This is a genomic window from Mesorhizobium sp. W050, from assembly GCF_054719535.1.
In genome coordinates this window covers 309,731-336,476 of record NZ_JBTTIH010000001.1, presented here as the reverse complement: position 1 = coordinate 336,476, position 26,746 = coordinate 309,731, and the positions used below count along the sequence as shown (strand labels likewise).

The following is a 26,746-nucleotide window of genomic DNA, read 5'->3' as shown; positions in this document are numbered from 1 at the left end:
CGGCGGAACTGGGCCAGCGTCTATGATGTGGTCAGCGGCTGGAACCGGCCCGCCGGCGATGCCGCCAGTTCGGCCCAGTCGATCTCTTCCTCCAGCCGGTGGTAGGCTTCGTCGCCGATCGTGCCGTTGCTGCGCAACTCCTCGAGCGTGTCGCGCTGGCGGTTGATGGCATAGAGGCGCAGCCGGTCGTATTCGGTCGCGGCCTGAGCGTCCTCCGGGTTTTCCGCAATCAGGCGCTGCGCTTCATACTGTTCGCGCACGACGGCGGCGGCCGCAGATGTCTTGCGGCTCAGCACGTCCAGTGCTGCCTGCATGATGGCGACGCGCGCCTGCGCCACCTCATTGTCGACGGTTCTATCGGGGTCGAAGTTGATCCAGCGCAGCAGCGGCTTCAGCGTCATGCCTTGCAGCACCAGCGTGCCCAGCACCACCGCGAAGGCGGCAAGCACGATCGGGTCGCGGCCGGGAAAATCGGCCGGCAGCGCAATGGCCACCACCAGCGTCACCAACCCACGCATGCCGCACCAGCCGACAATGACGGCGCCGCCGAACGTCGGCAATTCCCGCCTTGCCTCTTGGCTGCCGAAGCGGGCAAGCCACCGGATGATCGCGACGTAACTCGCCACCCAGACAAGGCGCGCGACGATAACGACGACCAGCACCGTTGCGGCGAAAAGGAATGCTTCGCCTTGCCCGTCGCCGGCCAGCCTGCCAACGATCGTGCGTGCCTGCAGGCCCATCAGCACGAAAGCCAGCACGTTGAGCACGAACACCGCCGACTCCCAGACCGAATAGGTGCTGACGCGGCGTCTCGCCGACGACTGGCGCGGCGCCCTGCGCGCAATGGTCATGGCATAGACGACGATGGTGATGATGGCGGAAAGGCCGAGCCTGTCGGCGATGATCCACACGGCGAAGGTTCCGGCAAACTGCACCACCGTGCTGCTCGCCGCATCCTCGATGCGGCCGAGCGCCAGCAGCGAGACGCGGCCAAACAGATAGCCCGCGATCACACTGCCGATCGTTGCCAGCAGGATCACCGGAACGGCGTTGCTGAGCATGATCGTGCCAAGCGCGGCCGAAACCGCCAGCCGGTAGATCAGCAGCGCCGTGGCATCGTTGAGCAGGCTCTCGCCCTGCAGGATGGCGGTGATGCGGTGCGGTACCTTGAACTGGCTGAGCACGGCGGATGCGGCCACCGCATCCGGTGGCGCGACGATGGCGCCAAGCGCGATTGCCGCCGCGATCGGCAGGCCGGCCATCTTCCAGCCGACCAAGGCAACCACCACGGTGGTGAAGACCACGGCGCCCAGCGCGAGCAACGCGAGCGACAGCCGGTAGCGCTTGAGGTCGCGCAGCGACGTGTCATAGGCGGCGTCGAGAAGCACCGGCGCGATGAACAGGGCAAGCGCCAGCTCCGGATCGATCTCGATCGTCGGCGCACCGGGTACGAAGGCAATCGCGACGCCGGCCAGAGCCAGCAGGGACGGATAGGGAATTTCCAGCCGCCGCGACAGCGCCGTCAGCGCGACGGCAGCCAGAAGCAGGATGAGGGTAAGTTCGAATAGCGCCATGGCCCATCGTAGCGGCGAAGCGGCATCATGGGCAGTGGCTGGATGGCAAGATGCTGTTGATTGTCCAGCAAACGCCCGACCTTGGCAGGATACGGCCGTTCATCGCGCTGGCCTGATTCGACCGTCTCGGTTCCCTTGGGATGCTGCTTTTACTAGTGCAGCACCAGCATGTCGCTCGATGAAAACGATATCTCCGCCTTCTCGCCAACAGCCGGCGGTGGTGTGGCCGGGCTGTTGAAGGTGTCGAGCGACACCGTGTTGCCGCCGATGCCGACGCGAACGCGGATCACCGAGCCGAGGAAGTGCACTTCGGAGATTTCGCCCGACAGGCTTGAATCGCGACCGGGCTGGCGCCCTAGCGAAATCGCCTCGGGACGCAGCGCCAGCGACAGGGTGTCACCGGACTTCGAGCCGTTGAGCTTGCCCTTGAGCGAGACTTCCTGCGTGTTGACTTGCACCGTGCCGGCCGCGGCGTCAGTGACCTTGCCTTCGAGCACGTTCAGCGTGCCGACGAAATTGGCGACGAACTTGGTCGCCGGCCGGTTGTAGATCTCGAACGGCGTGCCGACCTGCTCGGCCTTGCCGCCATACATCACCGCGATGCGGTCCGAGATCGACAGCGCCTCTTCCTGGTCATGTGTGACGAAGATGGTGGTGATGCCGAGCTTCTTCTGGATCGAGCGGATTTCCTCGCGCAGCGAGACGCGCACCTTGGCGTCGAGCGCCGACAGCGGCTCGTCGAGCAAAAGCAGCTTCGGCTTCGGCGCGATGGCACGCGCCAGCGCGATACGCTGCTGCTGGCCGCCTGAGAGCTGATAGGGATAGCGGTCTGCCATCTGCGGCAGCTTGATGATGTCGAGCATCTCGGCGACCCGGGAATCGATCTCTGCCCTTGCCATGCCGGCGACCTTCAGGCCGAAGCCGATATTTTGCGCCACGGTCAGGTTCGGGAACAGCGCGTAAGCCTGGAACACCATACCGACATTGCGCTGGTTGGGCTTCAGCCGCGTAATGTCCTTGCCTGCGACGACGATCTTGCCCGCCGACGGCTCTTCGAAACCGGCGACCATGCGCAGCACGGTGGTCTTGCCGCAACCCGATGGCCCAAGGAAGGAAACGAACTCGCCCGGCTCGACATCAAGATTGAAATCTTCGACCACGGTGGTGGCGCCGAAGGATTTTCGCACATGCTGGATGGAGAGGAATGGTTCGGCCATGGCTTTTTCTTTCGATCAGTACTTTGTCGATCAGTTCGGGCGGTTCGCCGATCTCGGCGCGAAACGGGACAGGATCTGGATCAGCGACATACAGCCCCAGGTGATGGCGAAGGCGATGATGGCAAGCGCCGCCGGCTCATAGGCGCGGTTGGCGCCAACGTTTTGAAGATAGGGGCCGAAGGCGGGCCGGTTGAGCAAGCTGGCCATGGTGAATTCGCCAATGACGATGGCGAAGGTAAGGAAGGCGCCCGACAGCACGGCGATCAGCACATTGGGCAGGATCACACGACCAATGATCGTGCCCCAACCGGCGCCAAGGATCTGCGCCGCTTCGGTCAGCGTCCTGACGTCGATGGTGCGCAGTCCGGTATCGACCGCGCGATACATGTAGGGCAGCGCCAGCATTGCATAGCCGATGACCAGCAAGGCATTTGTGCCCATGTCGGTCGCCAGGAACGGCAGCGGCGAATTCGAACCGTACATCCTGATATAGCCGAAGACGATGACGATGGCGGGAATGACTAGCGGCAGCAGCGTGATGAACTCTACGATCGGCCGCAGTTGCGGCAGGCGCAGTCGAATCCAGTAGGCGGCGGGCACCACGATCAACACGCCCAGAATGATGGTGAAGATGGCGGCAAGCACTGAGTAGCCAAAGGTCGCCTGAAAACGAGGGTCGCCAAGCACGATCTGATAGGCGTCGAAGGAATAAGCGCCGCGCCGCATGCGCAAGGAAAATTCCACCGTCGCGATCAGCGGAATGAAGAAATAGGCCCCACCCAGCCCGAAGACGACCCAGGCCCAGAATTTTCCGGACTTCATTTCAGCCACCTCTCCGAGCGCGTCCGGAACCAGATGTAGAAGACATTGGCCAGCCCGGTGATGACGATCATGCCGAAGGCGATCGCATAGCCGAGATGGGCATTGTGCAGCACGTCACCGCGTATCTGCGCATAGAGCAGGATCGGCACGATGTTGAGTGAAGAGCCGGTCAGCGCATAGGCGGTGGCGATGGCGCCGAAGGCATTGGCGAAGAGCAGGATGACCGTGCCGAGGAAACTCGGCCAGATCACCGGGATGACCACCATGCGCCAGTATTGCGTCTGGGTGGCGCCAAGCGTCGCCGCAGCCTCGCCCCACTCCTTCTTCAAGCCGTCGATCGCCGGCGTGATGATGACCACCATTAGGGGAATCTGGAAATATACATAGGTCAGCGTCAGACCCCAGAACGATAGGATGTTGAAGCCGTGCGCATAAATGTTGAGGCCGAACACGGTGTTGAGCAGCACCGTGGCGAGACCGAGGCGTCCGAGCGTGGCGATGAAGGCGAAGGCCAGCGGTACGCCGGCGAAATTGGAAGCCACGCCGGAGAATGTCAGCGTCGCCGAACGTATCCACTCCGGCAGGCCGCCGCGCACGATGGCGATGGCGATGCCGAGACCTGCGAAGGCGCCGATCAGCGACGAGGAAAGGCTGACCTTGAGCGAGATCCAGTAGGCGGCGACAATCGATGGCTGCGCCAGTGCTGCTATGTTTTCGAACGTGAATTCGCCGGCATCGTTCTGGAATGCACCCAGCATCAGATAGAGCGTGGGTAGGATCAGGAACATGATGGCGAAGATGAAGAATGGCGCAACGCCGAGCCATTGCATCGGCAGTCGCATTGCACGCGCCTCGCTGGGGGGCGCGGTCTTCCCGGCAACTGCGTGATCGGAAAGCGAGATATCTGTCATGCGCCGGCTACCGTCTCCGAGGAACACCGGGCGGCCGCGAGGCCGCCCGGTTGGTTTCAAGCCTTACTTGACGTTGGCGCCGACGACGGCATCCCAGTTCTTGGTGACGGCTTCCTTTGCCTTGCCCTGCTCGTCCAGCGTCGGGAACACCGCGGCAGCGTAAGCCTCGGCCGGCGGCAGCTTGGCCATCACGTCCGCCGGGAGCTTGCCGTTCTTGGCAAGATCGTTGAAGCGGATCGGGTGGCAATAGCCCTTCAGCCAGCCGATCTGGCCTTCGTCGGAGTAGAGATACTCCAGCCAGAGCTTGGCAGCGTTCGGATGCGGTGCGAAAGCACTGATCGCCTGCACATAGACGCCGGCAACGACACCGGTCTTCGGCACGACGACGTCGACGGGCGGATTGCCCTTCAGCGTGTCGCGACCGGCAAGTGCATTGTAATCCCAGGTCACCAGGATCGGCGTTTGGCCTTGTGCCAGGGTCGCCGGTTTGCCGATGACCGGCACGAAATTGCCGGCGGCGTTAAGCTTCTTGAAGAAGTCGAGACCAGCAGTGCCAGCAGCTTCGCCGGCAGCCGCACCACCGGAAATGCCGGCCGCGTAGACGGCCTGGATGGCCTGGTTCGAGGCGCGCGGGTCGCCGGCAAGCGCCACGGTGTTGGCGAATTCCGGCTTCAGCAGGTCAGCCCAGTCAGCCGGCGCTTCCTTGACGAGGTCCTTGTTCACCAGGAAGGATAGCACGCCATAGTAGTCGCCGGTCCAGTAACCATCGGCATCCTTGGCGCTGTCGGGGATCGAGTCCCAGGTCGACACTTTGTAGGGCTGGATCAGGCCGTCAGCCTTGGCGGTCGGGCCGAAGGACAGGCCAACGTCGATGACGTCGGGCGCCTGCGGGCCCTTGTTGTCCTTGTTGGCCTTGATCGCCTCGACCTCGTCGCCGGAGCCGGCATCGGGGTTGAGTTCGTTGATGGTGATCTCAGGATACTTTGCCTTGAAGCCGTCGATGACGGCGCCGTAGCCGCACCAGTCATGCGGCAGCGCGATGGTCGTGAGCTGGCCTTCCTTCTTCGCAGCGGCAACCAGTTCATCCATGGACTGGGCCGACGAGATAGCAGAGGTCGCCATGAGGGCGACGGCCGAAAGGGAAAGCACTTTCCCTGTGAACTTGAACATGTGTTCTCTCCGTTGAACTGGCGTCCTGGACGCCTGCGATGCGGTATCGGTTTCATATGACAGCCAGATGAAAGCTTTTTGAAACTGGCCCCCGGCGGTACGAAAAGTTAACTCTTTTTAACCGGCTGTAGCAATTAGCCTCGACTTAATTTCCCGGCTAATGGTTTATTGCCTTGCTTTTTGCCCCCTTGCCCTTCCTTTCCCTTCGTTTTTAGATCACGTCCGGCGCAGAAACCGCCTCAGACAGTGCCGGCGATAGTGTTCTCGAGCAGCGTCAGCGCCGCCTTTTTGGTCAGCCTGACCGGGTTGCCGCCGGCGGTCGGATCGACCACCGCCATGTCGGCGATCAGCCCTTTGCGCTTCTTGTCCATGTCGAGCCCCTTGATCAGATCGGGCAGCGCATGCGGCACCTTCAATTCCTTGCGCAGCTTGATGATCGCTTTGGCAAAGCCGTCGAAGCCACCCTTGATGCCGCAATAGGCAGCGAGCCGGGCAATCCGCTCCTCGATGGAGTCGCGATTGAAGGCCAAGACATAGGGCATGAACACCGCATTCGTCATGCCGTGATGGGTGTCGTAGAGCGCGCCGATCGGATGCGACAGCGAGTGGATGGCGCCAAGACCCTTCTGGAAGGCGGCAGCACCCATGGCGGCCGCACTCATCATGTGGGCGCGCGCGACAAGGTCCTTGCCGTTGGCGTAGGCCTTGGGCAGGTTCTCGAACACCAGGCGCACACCTTCCACCGCAATGCCGTCGGCCATCGGGTGATAGCCCGGCGCGCAATAGGCTTCGAGGCAGTGCGCCAGCGCATCCATGCCGGTGCCGGCGGTGATGAAGCCGGGCATGCCGACCGACAGTTCCGGATCGGCAATGACGATTGCCGGCAAAAGCTTCGGATGGAAGATCACCTTCTTGGTGTGCGTCGCCTCATTGGTGATGACGCCGGCACGCCCGACTTCCGAGCCTGTGCCGGCAGTGGTCGGCACGGCTATGATCGGCGCGATGGCATCCGAATTGGCGCGCGTCCACCAGTCGCCGACATCCTCGAAGTCCCAGATCGGCCGCGTCTGGCCAGCCTGGAACGCGATCAGCTTGCCGAGATCGAGCGCTGAACCGCCGCCGAAGGCGATGACGCCGTCATGCTTGCCCTTCTTGAACACGGCGATCCCGGCGGTGAGGTTGGAATCGACCGGGTTCGGCTTCACCTCGGAGAACACGCCATAGGATACCTTGGCGTCGTCGAGGATTTTCAGCGTCGAAGCGACGACCGGCAGTTTCGCCAACCCCGGATCGGTGACGAAAAGCGGCCGCTTAATGCCGGTGGCCGCGAGCACCTCAGGCAGTTCCTTGATGCGCCCGGCACCGAAGCGGACGGTGGTCGGGTAGTTCCATTTGGAGATCAGCTTGGACATGTCTTGTCTTTCAAAAAATCAGATGGCTTCGCGCAGATGGAAGGATTTCGGCCGGGTCAGATTGTCGTAGCCGAGCGCCGAAAGGGCAACGCCTTTGCCGGTGTCCTTGACGCCGGTCCAGACCAGCGCCGGATCGAGGTAGTCGCAGCGGTTCATGAACACGGTGCCGGTCTCGACGCGGTCGCCGATCGCCACCGCATGCTCGATATCGCCGGTCCAGATCGAAGCGGTCAGCCCGTAGGGGCTGTCGTTCATCAGCGCGATCGCCTCCTCGTCGTTACGCACCTTCATGATGCCGACGATCGGGCCAAAACTTTCCTCGCGCATGACGCTCATCTGGTGGTCGACGCCGGTCAGCACTTCCGGCGCCAGATAGGGCGAGCCGGCCTTGTCGTTAGCCACCTTCATATTGATGTGTGCGATTGCACCCTTGCGCAGCGCCTCGGCCTTCTGCTCGCGGATCAGGTCGGCAAAGCGCGCCTGCGCCATCGGCCCCATTGTCGTCGCCTGTTCCAGCGGATTGCCGACGACATAATTCTTCGTCTCGGCGATGAAACCTTCGACGAACTGGTCGTAGACCTTCTCATGCACATAGACGCGCTCGATGCCGCAGCAGCACTGGCCGGAATTGTAGAAGGCGCCGTCGACCAGATTGGCCACCGCATGGTCGAGCTTGGCGTCGGGCAGCACATAGGCCGGATCCTTGCCGCCGAGTTCGAGCCCGAGCGTCATGAAGGTGCCGGCCGCCGCCCTCTCGATGGCGCGGCCGCCGCCGACCGAACCGGTGAAATTGACATGGTCGATCTTGCCCGAGCCGAGCAGCTTCTCGGTCTGGGCATGGTTCAGCACGACATTCTGGAACACGCCCTTGGGCAGCCCAACCTTGTCGAACGCCTGCTGGAACCGTTCGCCAACCAGCAGCGTCTGCGCCGCATGTTTGAGGATAACGGTATTGCCGGCCATCAGTGCCGGCACGATGGTGTTGACGGCGGTCAGATAGGGATAGTTCCACGGCGCGATCACCATGACGACGCCGAGCGGATCCTTCTTCACATAGCGTCGGAAGCCGTCCTTCGGGTTGGATGCCGGCACGGATTTCAGCGCGGCTTCAGCGATCTCGACCATGTAATTGGTGCGTTCCCTGACGCCGCCGAACTCGCCGCCATAGCGCACCGGTCGCCCCATCTGCCAGGCGATCTCCGGCACGATCTCGTCGGTCATCGCGACCAGCGCTTCGAGCATCGCCAGCATAAATTTGCCGCGCTCGACGATCGGCGTCAGCGCCCACTTCTCCTGCGCCGCCTTGGCGCGCTCGACCGCGGCATTGATCGCCTGGTCGGTCGCGATCGGCCGCTCGGCGTAAATCGAACCATCGATGGGCGCTTTGAGTTTTACGGTTTCCAAAGGATACTCCAAGTTAGCAGGCTAGGGTGCGCAGATGGCCATTGCGGCCATAGCGAAGGATGGGCTCGTCACGCGTCACCAGAACCATGTCCAACGCTCTCGCACTTGCCATCAGTATCCGATCCGTGGGATCACCATGAGGCGGACCGGGCAGGTTGGATGACGCAATCAGAATGGCTGGTGAGATAGCGCTGAGCTTTGCCGACATTCGCTCGATGAATTGCTCCACGAAGTCGAGTGGCGCCAATGGCAGATTGAGCCGGCCCTTGGCTACGCCAATTCCGATCTCCCATGCCGACATCGGCGAAAGATACAGACGGCCGTCATAGGCCGCTTCCGAAATCTCCCGGCTTGCGTGCGGATCGATCAGACTATCGTTGGCGACAAAGATCATCGCACATGTATCCAGAAGCAGGTTTGGCCCTTCGCTCATTTACGCACCGCAAGTTTGCCGTCACGCGCGTCAGCCTCACCGCCCAGATAGCCCCGGTCCCATGGCTCGTCATCGAAAGGTTTGGTGATATCAAATCCGGCTTCGATTGTTATCAGGCCCTTCATGAAACCAAAACCGGGGTGGCGATCCGCGCGCGCCTCCTTTGGCGCGGGAGGCACGCTACCACTGGGCGGCGCCGAAATGGGCACTTTGCGAACGCGGCGAAATACCAGTTTCCCACTCCCTATATTGACGGATTCGGTCTCGAACCCGGCCTCAAGCCACTCCCTTGTCATGGGATTGTTGCTCGGATTGTTGCTCCACCATGCAGGGTATTGCTTCGATGCGGGCAGCGGCAGATTGAGCACTCTCTCGATTTCGGCGAATGACATCGGAACGCGATCGACATTTTGGGCAATGAGAAAGTCCTTGAGCGGCGCATATTTGGACATTGCAAACTCCTCAATGTAGCGCACTGTAGTTTACAGATACCATATGGTACTAACTTCACTACATTGTCAACATTAAAGCTGTATAAAGTTTTAATACCGCTCGAACCCCCTGTGCAGTTCCCAATCCGTAATCCGGCGGTCGTATTCGAACTGCTCCCACTTTGCGGTGTGGACATAATGTTCGAGCACGTCATCGCCGAGCGCCTGCTTCAGCATCTTCGACTTGGCCAGCGTCTCGGTGGCGTCGCGAAGCGTCTTCGGGATCTCTGGCAGGCGCGAGGCCTGGTAGGCATCGCCGACGAACGGCTTCTGCAGTTCGAGCTTCTCGTCGATGCCGGCAAGGCCGGCGGCGATCAGCGCGGCGAAAGCGAGATAGGGGTTCAGGTCGGCGCCGCCGATGCGGCATTCCATGCGGATGCCCTTGGTGCCCTCACCGCACAGGCGGAAGCCGGCGGTGCGGTTGTCCTCGCTCCACATGATCTTGGTCGGTGCGAAGGTGCCGGCCTGGAAGCGCTTGTAGGAGTTGATGTAGGGCGCCAGGAACCAGGTAAACTCCCTGGCATATTTGAGCTGCCCAGCCGCCCATTGCTGGCCAAGCGTGGACAAAGTCCAGTCCGCCTTCTTGTCGAAGAACAATGGCGTCTTGCCGTCGGCGCTCCACAGCGAATTGTGGATGTGGCTGGAATTACCGGCGAGCCCGTAATTGTATTTCGACATGAAGGAAATCGACTTGCCTTCGGACTCGGCAATCTCCTTGGCGCCGTTCTTCAGGATGACGTGGCGGTCGGCCATGTCGAGCGCTTCGGCATAGCGCACATTGATCTCTTCCTGGCCTGGGCCCCATTCGCCCTTGGAATTCTCGATCGGAATGCCGGCCGCTTCCATCTCGTTGCGAAGCCGGCGCATGACGCCTTCTTCCTTGGTGGTGATGCCGATCTGGTAGTCGCCAATATAGGGCGAAGCGGTATCGAGGCCCTGCCAGTGCTTCTTGCGGGCGGAATCATAGGTCTCGTTGAACAGGTAGAATTCGAGCTCGGAGGCGAAGTAGCCGATATAGCCGCGTTCGGTGAGCCGCTTGACCTGCTTTTTCAGCATCGCGCGCGGCGAATGCGGAAGGTCGTCATGGGTGTGGTGGTCGAGCACGTCGCAGATCACCAGCGCGGTCTTTTCCAGCCACGGAATCCGCCGCAGCGTCGCAAGGTCCGGCTTCATGACGAAGTCGCCATAGCCCTTCGACCAGCTTGCCGCCTTGTAGCCCGGCACCGGCTCCATATCGATGTCGGCGGCGAGCAGATAGTTGCAGCCATGCGTCTCGTCATGAGCAGAATCCACAAAGTACTGCGCCAGGAAACGCTTTCCCGCGAGCCGCCCCTGCATGTCGACGATGCAGGCCAGCACCGTGTCGATCTCGCCACTGGAGACCGCTTTCTTCAACTGATCGAACGAGAAATTTCCGGCCATTTCCTTTGGCACTCCAGTGCTTGGTCGTTGAGGACGAAACCATAGCCGGCTGCACGCCGGCCATGGCCATGATGGTGACGTCAGTGGCCGGTTTCGCCGACCGCCTGTTCGGCGGCCTTGATCGCTGCCTGACGTGCCGCGATGATGTCCCCCAGCGGCGGGCCCTGGAAGCGATTGCGCTCGAAGGCGAACCAGACAATCGCCGTCAGGATGAAGAAGCCGACGGTGATGTACAGCGCCCAGTCGTTCGGCGGCTGGATGCCGATGATGAAGATCAGGATCATCGACACGATCGAGAGAACGCCGAACAGCATGAAGATGCCACGGCCCAGGTTCCACGGTCCCATCTTGTCCCACTTCGGCGTTCCCCAGGCCACCATGCCGAGCACGATCGGCACGGTGAAGGACAGGAACAGGAAGATGACGGTGCAGGACACGACGATGGTGTAGGCCGAGGTGCCGGCGACCGAAACCAGCGTCGAACCCCAGACGAACAGCACCGACAGGACCGACGCCGTCCAGATCGCCGCCACCGGCGTGCGATAGGTCGGGCTGACCTTGGCCAGTGCAGACGAGCCCGGCAGGCCGCCGTCACGCGAGAAGGCAAAGATCATGCGCGAAGCCGAGGTGACGGTTGCGAGGCCGCACAACAGCTGGGCGATGAACACGACGAGGTAGACGAACTCCTTGAGGCCGGGACTGACGCGCTGGTCGAAGGCCCAGAAGAACACGTTCCAACCCTGCTTGGCGGCGTCGTCCATGTTGGGGATCATCAGTACGAAGGCGGCCAGGAACAAATAGCCGAAGACCGCCGACCAGATAACCGACATCACCATCGCACGCGGCACCGATGAGGCCGCCTTGATGGTTTCCTCGGAAGTGTGTGCCGAAGCATCGTAGCCGGTGATGGTGTAGATCGGCAGCAGAAGGCCGAGAGCGAACACCCAGGCGTTCGAGACGGACGGCCAGACGCTGGCGCCGGCCTCACCCGAGTAGTTGTGGAAGGTGAAGAGCCGGCTGAAATCCCAGGTCTCGGCGGAGAACAGGCAGACGACAGCAATCAGGATCGAGCCGAAGAAGATCAGGTAGCCCGAAAAGTCGGTCAACTTCGCAGTCAGCTTGATGCCGAGATGGTTGATCAGGGCCTGGGCGCCGGTGATGATGACCAGGAAGATCATCTGATTGGTCAGCGTACCCTCGATGCCGAGCGTCGGCCCGAAGGCGCCGATGAAGAACGTCCAGGTGCCGACATTGATGGCGCCGAGCACGGTGATCAGGCCGAGCAGGTTGAGCCAGGCCGTCACCCAGCCGGTGCCGCGATTGCCGAGGATCGAACCCCAGTGATAGAGGCCGCCGGCCGTCGGATAGGCCGAGCTGATCTGCGACATGGCGACCGCGAAGGTGAGCGAGACGAAGCAGCCGACCAGCCAGCCGATGCCGATGCCGATGCCACCGGCGCCCGACGTTGCCTGCGCCAGCGAATTGATGCCGCCCGACAGGATGCAGATGATGGAGAAGGAAACGGCGAAGTTGGAGAAGCGGCTTAGCCGCCGCTCAAGTTCCTGGGCGTAGCCCATGGAATGGAGGTGCTTTACGTCTTCCGCCTTGTCTGTGTCTGAATAACCCGGTGCTGCCATTGTAGTCCCCTTTGCATTCTTAACTGGCCGGCCCTGCCCCGGTCGGCTTGCGCCGGCCGGAGCATCTAGTCTTTGCTGTTAGCCTGCCGTCTGGCCGACGGCTGCTTCCGCGGCCGCGATCTCGGAAGCGCGGCGAGCAATGTCGGCGCCGATCGGCGGGCCCTTGAAGCGGCGCGATTCGATGCCGAACCACAGCACCACGAGCAGAACGATCAGGCCGATGGCATAGTTGATCAGGATGTCGAAGGGCGGCTGGATGCCGGCATACATCAGCACCAGAACGCCAAGCACCGTGATGACGGCGAACGGCTTGGACCAGATGCCGAGGCGGAACGGGCCGAATTCGGTCCAGCTCTTGCCCTCGGCAAGCAGGCCGGCGGCCACGGGCATGGCGTAGGACACGTAGAGGAACAATGCACAGCCGGCCGCCAGTGCGGCAAAAGCCGGCGAGTACAATGTCGCTGCGACCGCGAGCACCGCTCCGAGCCAGATTGCCGCCACCGGCGTGCGCCATGTCGGGCTGACGGTTTTCCACACCGACGAACCGGGCAGGCCGCCGTCACGCGCGAAGGCAAAGATCATGCGCGAGGTCGACGTCAGTCCGGCGAGAGCGCAGATGAAGTTCGCCAGCACGATTGCGATGGCAATGATGCTCTTCAGCAGGAATGGTGCCGGCAGGTTGTTGAAGAGATTGAACCAGGCATTAGCGCCATCCTTGGCCGTCGCTGCCAGATCGGGGCTGGCCAGTACGAACGAAACGGCCATGACGAAGCCGAACACCAGCGACCACAGGACCGAATGGATCATGCCGCGCGGCACCGCCACGCGGGCATTGTGGGTCTCTTCGGACGTGTGGGCCGAAGCGTCGAAGCCGGTGATGGTGTAGAGTGGGTAGAGCAGGCCGATCAGGAAGGCGACGAGTGCCGTCCGTGCGGTCGGAACGTAGCCTGCGCCTGGATCACCGGTGTTGTTGACGAAGGTGGTGAGCCGCGAGAAATCCCAGCTTGCGCCCCAGATCAGGAACATCGCGGTCAACACGACGGCGACGACCAGAATGAGGTAGCCCGAGAAATCCGTCAGCATGGTGGTGAGCCTGATACCGAAATGGTTGATCAGCGCCTGTGCGACCGTGATGATCACAACGCCGATCACCTGCTCCTGATAGCCCCACGCGGAGACGTCGTTGCCGAACACGCCGGACCAGACAAGGTCCTTGAACAGCGCGTAGACGCCGACATTGACCGAGGCGACGACGAAGACCAGGCCGAGCAGGTTGATCCAGGCCGTGGCCCAGCCCCAGCCGCGCCCGCCGAGAATTGACGACCAGTGGTAGAGACCGCCGGCCGTTGGGTAGGCCGAGCCGATCTGGCCAAGGGACGCGGCAACGACAAGTGCAAAGACGCCGCCGATGACCCAGCCGACAGTCGCCTCGAAGCCGCTGCCGGTCGCCATGGCCAGCGGGAAGGACGTGATGCCGCCCGCCAGAATGCAAATGATCGAAAAGGAAATAGCGAAGTTCGAGAAGCCGCTCATGCGGCGAGCCAACTCCTGGGCATAGCCCATGCTATGGAGGGTTTTTACATCCTCCGATCTTTCAGCGTCTGATTTGTCCGGTCCTGCCATTTTCGTCCCCTGTTTTTCTAGCTGGCCGATTGAACTGACTTTCCCACTGCGTGTCGCCGGGAACCCTTGGCCTCCTCGGGTTCCAGGTCAGAAAAAATGCCTGTGAGCAGATCCGCCCATTTCCGCTGCCCGGTCTCGCCGGAGATCTCGTCGTTGCGGATTTCGATCATTGCGCAGGCAAGGCCGCGCGAGCGTGCATGGCGCTCCAAAGTGAAATAGACGCGGTCGGCCGGCGAATAGGGCTCGTTGATGCCGACACTGACGCCGGAGAGCCGCTGCAGCGCCGCTATCAGCGGCGACGCCAGCCGGCGGTCGTCATCGTGGATGATGCCGATATGCCAGGGCCGGTTCTTGCCCTTGTAGACCGGGGTGAAGGAATGCACCGACACCAGCCGGGTCTCCTGCCCACGCGCCTGCCGGTCGTCGATGATCGATGCGATCGTGTCGTGGAACGGCCGCCACGACAAAGCGATGCGCTCGGCGCGCTCACTGTCCGACAGGCCGGCATTGCCCGGAATGGCCGTCGTCTCGCTGACCGGCGGCACCAGGTCCGGTGCGTCGAGCGGACGGTTGCAGTCGATGATCAGGCGCGAGATGCGGGTTTCGATGAGCGTCGCATCGAGGGCGGTCGCGATGCGGCGGGCCACCGGCAGCGCGCCGGGGTCCCAGGCGATGTGGCGGGAGAGATCTTCGGCCGGCAGGCCAAGCGTGCCGAATTCGGATGGCAGGAAGTTGGAAGCGTGGTCGCAGGTCAGCACGAAAGGGCTGGACCCGCCGGGGTTCGTCACCCCTACGGTATCAGACGATGCAAGGCTGGCGGGCCGTGCTCTCTCCATAGTCTGCCGTCCCCTGGGGAGCGCTGTATCTTATGTTACGTATTTTGCCTCATTGCGTCCCTGTGGATGATTTCATACAGTTTGTCCGGCTTTGTCAAACGCGATTTCGGGGAAGCGGTCTGGACGGGCTCAGGGGTGGGGAAAACGATGATTTCCAGCATTGCCGAACTGATTTCGGACCGCATCGGCACGATGCCGGCCGGCGAGCGCCGCGCCGCGCAAACGCTGATCGCCAATTATCCGCTGATCGGGCTGAAGACAGTCGCCGAGTTCTCGACCGCCGCCGGCGTATCGTCGCCGACAATCCTGCGCTTTGTCTCGAGGCTAGGGTTCCAGAACTATCCCGAGTTCCAGTCGGCGCTGCAGGACGAACTGGCGGCGCAATTGCAGTCGCCGGCATCGCGCACGCTCAACCCGGCCTCGCCGGGCAGCAGTGCCGTGTCGCCGATGCTGGAGGCGACGCTGGACAATATGCGCGAGACCTTCAGGCATCTCTCCGACAGACAGCTTGCCGAGATCGCCGCAAGGCTCGCCGAACGGCGCGGCAAGACATTCCTGATCGGCGGCCGCTTCACCGATCCGTTGGCGCGCTACATGGCCGCCCACCTCGCCATCATCCAGCCCGACGTTTATCACATCGCCGGCCAGGAGAGCATCTGGCGCGACCGGCTGATCGACATGGGCAAGCGCGACGTGCTGGTGATCTTCGACATCAGGCGCTACCAGGACAGTCTGGTCCGCTTTGCCGAGACCGCGCATCAGCGCGGCGTTCAGATCGTGCTGTTCACCGACCAGTGGCTATCGCCGATCGCCCGCTTCGCCCGCCATGTCATTGCCGGACGCACCGCCGTGCCTTCGGCGTGGGACTCTTCCGCCGCTCTGTTCGTTGTCGCCGAGACGCTGATCGGCGCCGTCACCAGGCAGCTCGAGGCCGACAGCGCCAGGCGCATCCGCGACCTGGAAAGCCTGCGCTGACACGCTCAATCCCGGCCGCAGGTGCGCAAAATTACGCAGATTTAATGTGCATGGAAGCGGCAGAATTGCCATAAAGCCATGATATTGCGGCGGCTTCGCACATACCGGGTGCGTCGCTGCGCGTTTTTTTGCTTGGTGAAACCGGTAGACGTTTTGCCAACCGGAGTGTCGATGGTCGCCTGGAAACAGATCGTTTTTGCGCTTGTGGTCCTGGCCGCGGCTGTCCTCGCCTGGGCGCGATTCTTCCCGGGCGCGCCGGAGGTTCTGGCACGCTGGGGCATCGACTGGACCTATGCTTCGGCGCCCGCCACAACCGGTGCGGTCGACACGACAAAACAGGCAGGCGGCCGCAACGCTGCCGGCCGCCCGGCAAATGTCGTCGCCTTGCCTGCGGCCACCGCCACCATCAACGATCGCCTGCAGGCGATCGGCACCGGCCGCGCCAACGCCTCGGTGACGGTTAACCCGTACAGCTCCGGCCGGCTGGTTGAATTCCTCGTCCAGTCCGGCACCCGCGTCGACAAGGGGCAGATCATCGCTGTTCTCGATTCCGAGACCGAGGTGATCTCGCAAGATCGTGCCAAGCTCGCCTTGCAGGATGCCCATGACAAGCTCGAGCGGGTGAAATCATTGAGGGCCTCCAACGCCGCGACTCCGGTCGCCGTCGCCGATGCCCAAGTGGTGCTGGCCGGCGCCAAACTGGCGCTGCAGGATGCCGAACTCGCCTTGCAGCGTCGTTCGATCGTCGCCCCTATCGCCGGCACGGTCGGCATCCTGCCGATATCGGCCGGCAATTACGTCACCAGCCAGTCGGCGATCGCCACGCTTGACGACCGCTCCTCCATCCTGGTCGATTTCCTGGTGCCCGAGCGCTTCGCCGCCGCCGTCAAGGTCGGCGCTCAACTGTCGGCGACGCCGATCGCCAATCCGAGCAAGGCCTATACCGGCACTGTGTCGGCCATCGACAACCACATCGACGAAAAGAGCCGCACTCTGCTGGTCAAGGCTGCAATCGCCAATCCAGCGGATTCGCTGCGCGCCGGCATGTCGTTCGGCATCACCATGCGCTTCCCCGGCGACACCTACCCGGCCGTCAGCCCGCTGGCGATCCTGTGGGGTTCCGACGGCGCCTATGTCTGGCAGATCGAGGACGGCAAGGCCAGGCGCGTTCCCGTGCGCATCATCCAGCGCAACACCGAGACGGTGCTGATCGACGCCGAGATCGAGGATGGCGACATGGTTGTGACCGAGGGCACCCAGAGCGTCAGCGAAGGCGGCGCGGTCCGCATCGCCGGCCAGGATCAGCGCGCCGCGGACGCGGCCGAAGGCTCATGACCGCGCCTGTCAGCACCGCCAGCGAAACCGGCTTCACCGCTCTCTTCATCCGCAGGCCGGTCATGGCCTTCGTGCTGAACACGCTGATCGCAGTGGCCGGCCTTGCCGCTTTCTACGGCGTCGAAATCCGCGAACTGCCCGATGTCGACCGCGCCGTGGTCACCGTGTCGACGGCTTTCGAGGGTGCCGCCGCCGAAACCGTCGACCGTGAACTGACCGACACCATCGAGGGTGCGGTCGCGCGCGTCTCCGGCGTCAAGTCGATCTCGTCGACCTCTTCCTTCGGCCAGAGCCGCGTCACCATCGAGTTCAACGACGGCGTCGATTTGAACGTCGCCGCCTCCGACGTGCGCGACGCGGTCGGCCGTGTCGCCAACATGATACCGGAGACCGCCGACCCGCCGCGCATCGTCAAGGCCGATGCGAATTCCGATGCCGTGATGCGACTGGCCGTCACCTCCGACACCATGTCGGTGCAGGACATGACGGTGATCGTCCAGGACCAGATCGAGGACGAACTGGCTGCCGTGCCTGGCGTCGCCGACGTTCAGGTCTATGGCGACCGCGACAAGATCTTCCGCATCGATGTCGACCAGAACAAGCTCGCCAGCCTCGGCTTCACTGTGGCCGATCTGAGGGCAGCGCTTGCCTCGGTCGCTTTCGATTCACCAGCCGGTTCGATCACCACCACCAACCAGGATCTCATCGTCCGCACCACGGCCGATGTGACGACGCCGGAAGAATTCGAAAACATCATCATCGGCGGCACGACGCGCATCCGCGACGTCGCCACCGTCACGCTCGGTCCCGACATCGGCCAGACCTCGTTGCGCTCCGACGGCAAGACCGGCATTGGCCTTGGCATCATCCGCCAGGCGGAATCGAACACGCTGGATATTTCCACCGGAGTGAAGGCAGCCGTCGCCAAGCTGCAGGAAAACCTGCCCAAGGGCATGTCGATCAAGATCACCAGCGACGACGCAGTCTTCGTCAACGGCGCCGTGCACGAGGTCGAGATCGCGCTCGGCCTGTCGATCTCCATGGTGCTGATCGTCATCTACATCTTCCTGCTCGACTGGCGCGCGACGCTGATCCCTGGTCTGTCAATGCCGGTCGCCATGATTGGCACCATCGCCGCCATCTATCTCGCCGGCTTCTCCATCAACATCCTGACGCTTCTGGCGCTGGTGCTGGCAACCGGCCTTGTCGTCGACGACGCCATCGTCGTTCTGGAAAACATCGTGCGACGGCGCAACGAAGGCATGGGGCCTCGTGCCGCCGCCGTGCTCGGCGCCCAAGAAGTGTTCTTCGCAGTCATCGCTACGACGCTGACGCTCGTTGCCGTTTTCGTGCCGATCTCCTTCCTGCCGGGACAGACCGGCGGCCTGTTTCGCGAATTCGGCTTCGTCCTCGCCATGTCGGTGCTGCTCTCCTGCGTGGTGGCGCTGACGCTGTGCCCGATGCTGGCCTCGCGCATGTTGACCGGCGCATCGCTCCACCATGAAGGCGGTCACGGCATTGGCGCGCGCATGGGCGGTGCGCTGAACGCGGCCTACAAACGCGCCCTGCATGCCTGCCTCGGCGCGCCGTGGATCGTGCTGCTGGTCGCGGTGCTGTTTGCGGGCGTCGCCTTCAGCCTGTTCGGCACCATCCGCCAGGAACTGACGCCGAGCGAGGACCGCGCCGTCGTGCTGTTGCGCATCAACGCGCCGCAAGGCGTCAGCCTCGATTACACCACGCAGCAGATGCAGAAGATCGAGCGGCTGATCCAGCCGCTGCGCGATTCCGGCGAGATCGTCTCGACCTTCGAAAACGCCGGCCAGAACGGCGCCTACAATTCCGGCTTCATGGTGATGACGCTGGCGCCGTGGGACGAGCGCACGCGCAGCCAGCAGGAGATCATGGCGCAGATAAGCCAGCTGACCCGGCAGGTGCCATCCGTGCGCATCTTCCCGGTGCAGGCCAATAGCCTCGGCATTCGCGGCGCCGGCAACGGCCTGCAATTCGCGCTGGTCGGCAACGACCGCAAGGCGCTCGGCGACGCGGCGGTGAAGATCATCGCCCGGATGCAGGCCGATCCGCGCTTCGAGACGCCGCGGCTTTCCATCGACCCGACGCAGCCGCAGCTGGCGGTGGCCATCGACCGCGAGCGCGCCTCCGATCTCGGCATCGACATATCGGGTCTCGCCAACACCTTGCAGGCGATGCTCGACGGCAACGATGTCGTCGATGTCTACATCGCCGACCGCAGCTATGGCGTGAAGCTGGTCTCGACCACCAACCCGATCAATGATCCGACCGATCTGGAAAACATCTTCCTGAAGACCGCCGACGGCCGCTTCGTGCCAATGTCGACCATCGCCACGCTGACCGAGCGCGCCGTGCCGCCGTCGCTGACCCGCGAACAGCAGCAGCCTTCGGTGGCGATCACCTCGAACCTGAACGGCAATTTCGCACTGGGTGACGCGCTCGGCGTTGCCGAGCAGATCGCCGCCCCGCTGCTGCCGCCGGGCAGCCGCGTCCTGCCGCTGGCCGAAGCCGCGACGCTCGGCGAGACCAACAGCGCCATGATCACCATTTTCGGCTTCGCGCTGGTCATCATCCTCCTGGTGCTCGCCGCCCAGTTCGAAAGCTTCGTCAGCGCCGTCATCATCATGGCGACGGTCCCCCTCGGCCTTGCCTGCGCAATCTTTGCGCTGCTTTTGTCAGGCACCAGCCTCAATGCCTACAGCCAGATTGGCCTCGTGCTTCTGGTCGGCGTCATGGCCAAGAACGGCATCCTCATCGTCGAATTCGCCAACCAGCTGCGCGACCGCGGCCTCGGCGTGCGCGAGGCGATCGAGCAGGCCTCGATCATCCGCCTGCGGCCGGTGATGATGACGATGATCTGCACCATCCTCGGCGGGGTCCCGCTGGTGCTGGCCGCCGGCGCCGGTGCCGAAGCGCGCATCGCGCTCGGCTGGGTCATCGTCGGCGGGCTGGGTCTCGCCACCGTCTCGACGCTGTTCCTGACCCCGGTCGCCTACCTCCTGCTCGGCCGCTTCGTCACGCCGAAGGCGCATGAGGAAGCGAGGCTGAAGCGGGAGCTTGAGGAAGCGGCGTACGCCAATGTCGAGCCGGCGGAATAGCTCCGCTTACCCTCCCCCTTGTGGGGAGGGTCGGACCGCAGGTCCGGGGTGGGGTGCAGCGCCAACTAACGTCGGTGCAGCGCTCCCGCGAATAACAGAGGTAGGAGCCAAGACCCCCACCCCGACGAAAGAGCAAAATTGCTCTTTCGTCGACCCTCCCCACAAGGGGGAGGGTAGAAAGTCACGGCCTAATAAACACCTTCCCGTTCGGCTTGGCCAGCTCCGCCGGGGCCTTCGCCATCGCCTCATCCAGCGGTAGCACCGCCGTCACGTCGGTTGACCAGCGCCCATCCGAAAAGCGCTTCTGTGCTTCCATGATCGCCGGGCCGCGCTTGTCGCGGAACTGGCGCATCCATTCGACCAGCCAGAAGCCTTCAATGTGCTTGTGTTGGAAGATCATCTGGCCGGGCTCACGGATGACAGTGGTGTCCAGATCGAGCCGTCCATAGATGATCCAGCGCGAGCGCTTCGGCATGGCGTCGAAGATCGCCGAGGCCAGCGGCCCGGTCACGGCATCGAGGAAGATGCGCGGCTGCTCGGCCTTGACCACATCGCGTAGTGCTGCCTTGAAATCCGGCGCCTTCTCGTTGAGCACATGGGCAGCCCCGATCTCCTTCAACAGCGGAATCTGCTCGTCGCGGCGCACGGTGACGATCGGCCGGAACCCAGCCTCCTTGGCGAGACCCGCGATCAGCTTGCAAAGCTGGCTGGCGCCGGCGGTCATGATGAAGGCTTTTTCGCCCGTCTCCTTGACGATGTCGAACATGGCGAGCGCCGTGAGCGGGTTGACGATCATCGCCGCGCCATCCTCGTCGCGGACCGTGTCGAGCAGCGGAATGCAGCCGGCAGCTTCGGCAACTGCATAGTCCGCCCACGCGCCCCAATTGGTGACGCCTGTGGTGAAGGCGATGCGCTTGCCGATCAGGCTTTTCGCATAGGGCTCGTCGCCGCTGGCAACGACCGTGCCGACACCCTCGAAGCCGGCCGGCTGGCCCTTGGCGCGCGGCTGACCGTACTGGCCCTTGATGAACATGACGTCGGACGGGTTGATCGAGGCGAGGCTGACCTTGATCAGCACCTGGCTCGGTCCGGGCGTCGGCACGCCGATGCTGCCAAGCTTGAGATACGGCTCCATCGCCTCCAGCGCACTGCCGGAGGGCGTCCTGGTGTAGCCGTCGCCGGTCAGCAGCAGTGCTTTCATGTCTGAGGGGATCGCCATGGCGGGGCTCCTTACAGTTTGAGGATGAGCTTGCCGGATGCGCCACGGCCAAGCACGCGCGTCACCACGGCGGCGGCATCGGCCAGCGGATAAGTGCCTTCGATGACCGGCCGAACCTTGCCGGCGCGATGCCAGCCGACCCAGCTCCTTCAGATTGTCGGCATAGACGAGGTGGCCGAGCGGCGCGATCGCGGGCGATGAGGGTTTTCATCCACTCAGACCTTTTCCTGCGTGTATTTCCTGAGCTCCGTGCGCGCCACCTGCCGGCGGTGCACGGCGTCCGGCCCGTCGGCGAGGCGCAGGGTTCGCAGATGCGTCCATGAGCGTGCCAGCGGCGTGTCCTGGCTGATGCCTTGCGCGCCGAACATCTGCACTGCCTCGTCGGTGACCTTGAGCGCGACGCGCGGTGCGATGACCTTGATCTGGCTGATCCAGGGCGCGGCTGCGCGCGCATCGCCCTGGTCGATCATCCACGCCGCCTTGAGGCAGAGCAGCCGCGCCATCTCGATCTCCATGCGGCACTCCGCGATGATGTCGAAATTGGCGCCGAGCTTGGCCAATGGCTGGCCGAAGGCCTCGCGGCGCACCGAGCGCTGGCACAGCAGCTCCAGCGCCATTTCGGCCTGGCCGATGGCGCGCATGCAATGGTGGATGCGGCCGGGGCCAAGCCGCCCCTGGGCGATCTCGAACCCCCTGCCCTCGCCGAGGATCAGGTTTCCGGCCGGCACCCTGACATTGTCGAAGCGGAGGTGCATGTGGCCGTGCGGCGCGCCGTCATCGCCATAGACCTGCATCGGTCGAAGCTTGATCACGCCCTTGGTGCCGGACGGCACCAGGATCATCGAATGGCGGCGGTGCTGCGGCTCGGCTTCGCCGCCGGTGCGGACCATGACAATGTAGATGGCGCAGCGCGGGTCCCCGGCCCCCGACGCCCACCATTTCTCGCCGTTGAGTGCATAGTCGTCGCCTCGCCGTTCGCAGCGCATGGCGATGTTGGTGGCGTCGGAGGAAGCGACGTCCGGCTCGGTCATCAGATAGGCCGAGCGCATTTTCCCCTCGAGCAGCGGCGCCAGCCATGCCTGCTTGTGATCCTCCGAGCCATAGCGCTCCAGCACCTCCATATTGCCGGTGTCGGGCGCCGAGCAGTTGAAGGTCTCGGCGCCGAGATGCGCCTTGCCCATCTCCTCGGCGAGATAGGCATATTCAACGGTCGAGAGCCCGTAGCCGCGCTCGGACCCGGTCAGCCAGAAATTCCACAGACCGCGCTCCTTGGCCGTCTTCTTCAACCCTTCGAGGATCTCGGTCTGCCGCGCGGTGTAGACCCAGCGGTCGCCGCCCTTGCCGACCTCGCTCAAAAACTCATGATCGAGCGGCATGATCTCATCGCGCACCATGGTGGCGACGCGGGCGTGGATCGGCTTCAGCCGCTCGGTCATGCCGAGATTCATGTCCGCCATCGGTCTCCAACCCTTTCACGCATCTGGGGCACTTTACCCGTGGCAAGGATGACCGTACTTCGGGTAGCCTTGTCAACGCGAGCCCTTTCGCCCCAGACCGTGAGCAGAGAGGCGCGGAGGAATTGCGATGAGCTATCTGGAAGAACTGTTCTCAGTCGCCGGCAAGACAGCGCTGGTGACGGGAGCCGCGACCGGCATCGGCCGCATGGTGGCGACCGCTTTGGTCCAAGCCGGCGCTACCGTGATGATCGCCTCGCGCAAGGGCGAGGATTGCATCAAGGTCGCCGCTGAGTTGAACGGGCTCGGCGGCTCCGGCAGTGCCGAAGGTTTCGCCGGTGACGTCTCGAGCGAAGCAGGCATTGCCGCGCTGGTCAGCGAGGTCAAGGCGCGCACCGAGAAGCTGCACATCCTCGTCAACAATGCCGGCATATCCTGGGGCGCCTCGCTGGAGGATTTTCCCTATAGCGGCTGGGCCAAGGTGTTCGCCGTCAACGTCACCGCCGTCTTTCATCTGACGCGCGAATTGCTGCCGCTGCTGGAAGCCGCCGCCAGCGATGCCGATCCGGCTCGCGTCATCAATCTGGGCTCGGTGATGGGCACGCAGCCGCTGGCCGACGACGCCTATTCCTATACCGCGTCCAAGGGCGCCGTTCACCACCTGACGCGCACGCTGGCGATCGAACTCGCGGCGCGGCGCATCACCGTCAACGCCTTCGCGCCCGGTCCCTTCCAGAGCCGGATGACCGCCTTTGCCACGGGCACCGACGAAAAGGCCAGACATGTCGGCAGCCATGTCCCCATCGGCCGTATCGGCGTGGCGGATGACATCGGCGGCGCAACGCTCTATTTGTGCAGCCGTGCCGGTTCCTATGTCACCGGCGCCATCCTGCCGATCGACGGCGGGCAGTCGGTGCAGCATGGGCTGACACTGTTCAAGGAATGAGCCGCGGTCGGCGGCGAGGGGAGGACACCGCAGTGGAACCGATCAGTCTCGATGTGCTTCTGGCCAGCGTCGGCAAGGAAGTCGGCGTCTCGCCATGGCGCGAGGTCACACAGACCATGATCGACCAGTTCGCCGACGCCACCGACGACCACCAGTTCATCCATTGCGACCCCGAGCGGGCCAAAAACGAGACGCCGTTCGGCGGCACCATCGCGCATGGCTTCCTGTCGTTGTCGCTGCTCTCGGCGATGACCTTCGAGACCATGCCGCCGCTGGAAAAGGGCAAGATGGGCGTCAACCACGGTTTCGATTCGCTGCGCTTCCTGGCGCCGGTGAAGACCGGCGCGCGCATCCGCACCCGCTTCGTGCTGGCCGACGTCAAGGTCAGGCCGTCGGGCTGGGTGCAGACGGCGCATGACGTGACCATCGAGATCGAAGGCTCGAAGAAGCCGGCGCTGACCGCGCGCTGGCTGACGCTGACGCTGATGGAGCGTGAGCCGGAGACCGCATGAGCGGCGACGCCAATGCGCTGGATCAGACAGAACTTGCGCCCTATCTCGAGTTGCACATCCCGGGTTTTGCCGGACTTCATTCCATCGAAAAATTCAAATCCGGCCAGTCCAACCCGACCTATCTGCTGACCGCGGCCAGCGGCCGCTATGTCCTGCGCGCCAAGCCGCCGGGCCAGTTGCTGAAATCGGCGCATCAGGTCGACCGCGAATTCACGGTCATGAAGGCCCTGGCCGGCACCGCCGTGCCGGTGCCGGCGATGCTGCATCTGTCGGCGGAGGCGACGCCGATCGGCCGCATGTTCTACGTCATGGACTTTCTCGACGGCCGCATCTTCTGGGATCCGGCAGTGCCGGAGGCCGCTGGCAACGATGAGCGCGCCGCCCTCTACGATGCTATGAACGCCACGCTTGCGGCCCTGCACGATGTCGATGTCGAGGCGGTCGGGCTCGGCGATTTCGGCAAACCCGGCAATTACTTCGAACGCCAGCTGGCACGCTGGACCAGCCAGTACCGCGCCTCGGAGACCGGCACGGTCGCCGACATGGACCGGCTGATCGCCTGGCTGGAGACGCATATGCCGACCGATGACGGCCGGATATCCCTCGTGCATGGCGACTACCGGCTGGACAACATGATCTTCGCGCCCAGCGAGCCGAAAGTGCTGGCGGTTCTCGACTGGGAACTGTCGACACTCGGCCATCCCTTCGCCGACATCGCCTATCAATGCATGCAATGGCGGCTGCCGCACGCCTCAGGCTTTCGCGGCCTTGGCGGCGTCGACCGCGCCGCCCTCGGCCTGCCCTCGGAGGAAGCCTATGTCGCGGCCTATTGCAGGCGGCGCCGGCTGGGCGGCATCGACAATTGGAGCTTCTTCCTCGCCTTCTCCTTCTTCCGTTTGGCGGCCATCTGCCAGGGTGTCTACAAGCGGGCGCTCGACGGCAACGCCTCAAATCCCGAAAAGGCAAAAACCTATGGCGAAGCGGTGAAGCTGCTGTCGCACCTTTCCGCCAACCTGATCGACCGAACCTGACTCGACAATGAGATATTGTGGTCGGCGCGATTTGATGACAGATCGGATCAGTTCCGTTCCCCGACCGGGGAGCAAGCCCATACGGAGGTGGTGGCAACCGGCCTGGAAACAGGACGCAAACCGATCACCGTCTGTAGACAGAGCATGATGCCGAAAAGTGTGAAGCGGTTTTCGGACGACATCATGCTCTATCTATTTGATTAGAGCCGGTTTCAGATTTGAGGTCAATTCGACCTGAAATCATCCGGCTCTAGCGCGCATCGCTGGAAATGAACTTCATGTGCCGGCTGACTTGCAGGGCGATGTAGACGACCAGCGAGCATCCGATCGGAAACACGATCTCAATGAGGCCGGTGGCGACAGCCTGCGGCAATGCCAGCGCAATGTCCTTGGCTGCGGCAGTCTCGATCGTCAGCGCCGTGATCCCGCCGCCGAACACCGCGCCGGCCAAGGCACCCGCCAGCATGAAATGCAGCGAGCGAGGTTCTTCCTTGGATGCGAGCGAAGCCAGCATCCAGCCCAGCAAACCATACTCGATCGCCCGCAACATACCGAGCGTGGTGAGCGACAGGATCACGGGCTTTGCCGATACATCAAGCGCGCTCACCATCACCTTTTGCGTACCTTTGGCGATGCCCATGGCCAGCGGCCCCGAGATCATGGCGATCAGGCCGCCAAGCGAGGCTCGCACCTTGGTGATCGCCGTGCCGAGGCTGACGCCGGCGCAGACGAAGAATGACCAGGTCACGCCTTGCGCCAAGTCGATCAGAACCTGGGTCGGGGCCGGGTGCGAACCTGCCGCAAATCCGGCAGTCAGAATAAGCGCTTCCATGGCGAAGCCGATTGCGATCGCCAGCCATGCGACTATCACGACTCGCCTGAGCGCCAGCCTGGCGCCATGAGAAAGTGGATGTGCGCCCGGCAGCCCGGACGAAAGCTCTATCGCAGCCATAGAGGCCCCCCAAAACCGAAATTTCTTGCAGAGCCGCCAGATAGGCTTTGTTTGTAACGGTCCGATGTTGCCTGCGAGCGCCCATGTTACACATGCTGTGACATAGATGCTGGCGAAATAGACCAGAACGGACACGACTATTCGAGAGATAGCTTGAGGGTCGCTTTTTGATGTCCCTGGCAGCGCCCTTGCCCGTTTCCGTACAGCGTATATATTTAGCCATGCACAACCAACCAAAGGCA

At 63.2% G+C, this 26,746-nt stretch carries 22 protein-coding genes; 6 read left to right on the top strand and 16 right to left on the bottom strand.

The features are described 5' to 3' along the window. Positions 1 to 20 precede the first annotated feature (20 nt). The 13 genes from ACYG9Y_RS01580 to ACYG9Y_RS01520 all read right to left on the bottom strand — a co-directional run bounded on the left by ACYG9Y_RS01580 (position 21) and on the right by ACYG9Y_RS01520 (position 14,952). Positions 21 to 1,574: a cation:proton antiporter gene (locus ACYG9Y_RS01580; protein ID WP_023704038.1), complete on the bottom strand. Its 1,554-nt coding sequence runs from the start codon at positions 1,572 to 1,574 to the stop codon at positions 21 to 23. A 152-nt stretch (positions 1,575 to 1,726) separates the two neighbouring features. Continuing rightward, on the bottom strand, positions 1,727 to 2,791 hold the full coding sequence (locus tag ACYG9Y_RS01575) for an ABC transporter ATP-binding protein (RefSeq protein ID WP_023691836.1): 1,065 nt from the start codon (positions 2,789 to 2,791) through the stop codon (positions 1,727 to 1,729). A 30-nt stretch (positions 2,792 to 2,821) separates the two neighbouring features. After that, positions 2,822 to 3,613: an ABC transporter permease gene (locus ACYG9Y_RS01570; RefSeq protein WP_023704039.1), complete on the bottom strand. Its 792-nt coding sequence runs from the start codon at positions 3,611 to 3,613 to the stop codon at positions 2,822 to 2,824. After that, positions 3,610 to 4,524, bottom strand: coding sequence for an ABC transporter permease (locus ACYG9Y_RS01565; RefSeq protein ID WP_023737623.1), 915 nt, complete (start codon positions 4,522 to 4,524; stop codon positions 3,610 to 3,612). Before ACYG9Y_RS01565 ends, ACYG9Y_RS01570 begins: the two co-directional genes overlap by 4 nt. Before the next feature lie 63 nt (positions 4,525 to 4,587). After that, positions 4,588 to 5,694, bottom strand: a complete 1,107-nt coding sequence (locus ACYG9Y_RS01560; RefSeq protein WP_023671169.1) for an ABC transporter substrate-binding protein — start codon at positions 5,692 to 5,694, stop codon at positions 4,588 to 4,590. 239 nt (positions 5,695 to 5,933) lie between these two features. After that, complete coding sequence (locus ACYG9Y_RS01555; protein ID WP_023683212.1) at positions 5,934 to 7,106, bottom strand: iron-containing alcohol dehydrogenase; 1,173 nt, start codon at positions 7,104 to 7,106, stop codon at positions 5,934 to 5,936. Between the two features lie 18 nt (positions 7,107 to 7,124). After that, complete coding sequence (locus tag ACYG9Y_RS01550) at positions 7,125 to 8,510, bottom strand: aldehyde dehydrogenase family protein (protein WP_023737622.1); 1,386 nt, start codon at positions 8,508 to 8,510, stop codon at positions 7,125 to 7,127. Between the two features lie 13 nt (positions 8,511 to 8,523). After that, a complete protein-coding gene (locus ACYG9Y_RS01545; protein ID WP_460223097.1) occupies positions 8,524 to 8,943 on the bottom strand; it encodes a type II toxin-antitoxin system VapC family toxin in 420 nt (139 codons plus the stop codon). Further along, positions 8,940 to 9,395, bottom strand: a complete 456-nt coding sequence (locus ACYG9Y_RS01540; RefSeq protein ID WP_023737620.1) for a DUF7662 domain-containing protein — start codon at positions 9,393 to 9,395, stop codon at positions 8,940 to 8,942. The genes ACYG9Y_RS01545 and ACYG9Y_RS01540 overlap by 4 nt, the downstream gene beginning before the upstream one ends. A gap of 90 nt (positions 9,396 to 9,485) precedes the next feature. Beyond that, positions 9,486 to 10,856, bottom strand: coding sequence for a glutamine synthetase family protein (locus ACYG9Y_RS01535; protein WP_023701008.1), 1,371 nt, complete (start codon positions 10,854 to 10,856; stop codon positions 9,486 to 9,488). 80 nt (positions 10,857 to 10,936) lie between these two features. Continuing rightward, entirely contained in the window at positions 10,937 to 12,493 is a 1,557-nt protein-coding gene (locus ACYG9Y_RS01530) for an amino acid permease (protein ID WP_023691841.1), read from the bottom strand. Positions 12,494 to 12,571: 78 nt separating this feature from the next. Continuing rightward, positions 12,572 to 14,116 carry an amino acid permease gene (locus tag ACYG9Y_RS01525; protein WP_023691842.1) on the bottom strand — a complete coding sequence of 515 codons (1,545 nt, stop codon included), beginning with the start codon at positions 14,114 to 14,116 and terminating at the stop codon, positions 12,572 to 12,574. A 17-nt stretch (positions 14,117 to 14,133) separates the two neighbouring features. Then, on the bottom strand, positions 14,134 to 14,952 hold the full coding sequence (locus ACYG9Y_RS01520) for an N-formylglutamate amidohydrolase (RefSeq protein ID WP_023686445.1): 819 nt from the start codon (positions 14,950 to 14,952) through the stop codon (positions 14,134 to 14,136). A gap of 147 nt (positions 14,953 to 15,099) precedes the next feature. Between ACYG9Y_RS01520 and ACYG9Y_RS01515 the strand changes: the two genes are divergently transcribed. The 3 genes from ACYG9Y_RS01515 to ACYG9Y_RS01505 all read left to right on the top strand — a co-directional run bounded on the left by ACYG9Y_RS01515 (position 15,100) and on the right by ACYG9Y_RS01505 (position 20,390). After that, entirely contained in the window at positions 15,100 to 15,927 is an 828-nt protein-coding gene (locus ACYG9Y_RS01515) for a MurR/RpiR family transcriptional regulator (protein WP_023737619.1), read from the top strand. Between the two features lie 171 nt (positions 15,928 to 16,098). Continuing rightward, positions 16,099 to 17,262, top strand: coding sequence for an efflux RND transporter periplasmic adaptor subunit (locus tag ACYG9Y_RS01510; RefSeq protein WP_023737618.1), 1,164 nt, complete (start codon positions 16,099 to 16,101; stop codon positions 17,260 to 17,262). Next, positions 17,259 to 20,390, top strand: coding sequence for an efflux RND transporter permease subunit (locus ACYG9Y_RS01505; protein ID WP_023737617.1), 3,132 nt, complete (start codon positions 17,259 to 17,261; stop codon positions 20,388 to 20,390). Before ACYG9Y_RS01510 ends, ACYG9Y_RS01505 begins: the two co-directional genes overlap by 4 nt. Before the next feature lie 181 nt (positions 20,391 to 20,571). On the opposite strand, the gene ACYG9Y_RS01500 is transcribed toward ACYG9Y_RS01505, so the two are convergent. Further along, on the bottom strand, positions 20,572 to 21,609 hold the full coding sequence (locus tag ACYG9Y_RS01500; protein WP_023737616.1) for a zinc-binding dehydrogenase: 1,038 nt from the start codon (positions 21,607 to 21,609) through the stop codon (positions 20,572 to 20,574). A 215-nt stretch (positions 21,610 to 21,824) separates the two neighbouring features. Continuing rightward, positions 21,825 to 23,066, bottom strand: a complete 1,242-nt coding sequence (locus ACYG9Y_RS01495; protein ID WP_023737615.1) for an acyl-CoA dehydrogenase family protein — start codon at positions 23,064 to 23,066, stop codon at positions 21,825 to 21,827. Between the two features lie 127 nt (positions 23,067 to 23,193). Here ACYG9Y_RS01495 and ACYG9Y_RS01490 point away from each other — a divergent pair, with 127 nt between their 5' ends. Genes ACYG9Y_RS01490 through ACYG9Y_RS01480 form a run of 3 tightly spaced genes read left to right on the top strand, consistent with a single transcriptional unit; the run spans position 23,194 to position 25,552 of the window. After that, on the top strand, positions 23,194 to 24,009 hold the full coding sequence (locus ACYG9Y_RS01490; protein ID WP_023710918.1) for an SDR family oxidoreductase: 816 nt from the start codon (positions 23,194 to 23,196) through the stop codon (positions 24,007 to 24,009). Continuing rightward, positions 24,006 to 24,521: a MaoC family dehydratase gene (locus ACYG9Y_RS01485; RefSeq protein WP_280790892.1), complete on the top strand. Its 516-nt coding sequence runs from the start codon at positions 24,006 to 24,008 to the stop codon at positions 24,519 to 24,521. Before ACYG9Y_RS01490 ends, ACYG9Y_RS01485 begins: the two co-directional genes overlap by 4 nt. Next, positions 24,518 to 25,552: a phosphotransferase family protein gene (locus ACYG9Y_RS01480; protein ID WP_023737613.1), complete on the top strand. Its 1,035-nt coding sequence runs from the start codon at positions 24,518 to 24,520 to the stop codon at positions 25,550 to 25,552. Before ACYG9Y_RS01485 ends, ACYG9Y_RS01480 begins: the two co-directional genes overlap by 4 nt. A gap of 250 nt (positions 25,553 to 25,802) precedes the next feature. Here ACYG9Y_RS01480 and ACYG9Y_RS01475 read toward each other — a convergent pair whose 3' ends face one another. After that, positions 25,803 to 26,639: a hypothetical protein gene (locus ACYG9Y_RS01475; protein ID WP_156929734.1), complete on the bottom strand. Its 837-nt coding sequence runs from the start codon at positions 26,637 to 26,639 to the stop codon at positions 25,803 to 25,805. Positions 26,640 to 26,746: the final 107 nt, after the last annotated feature.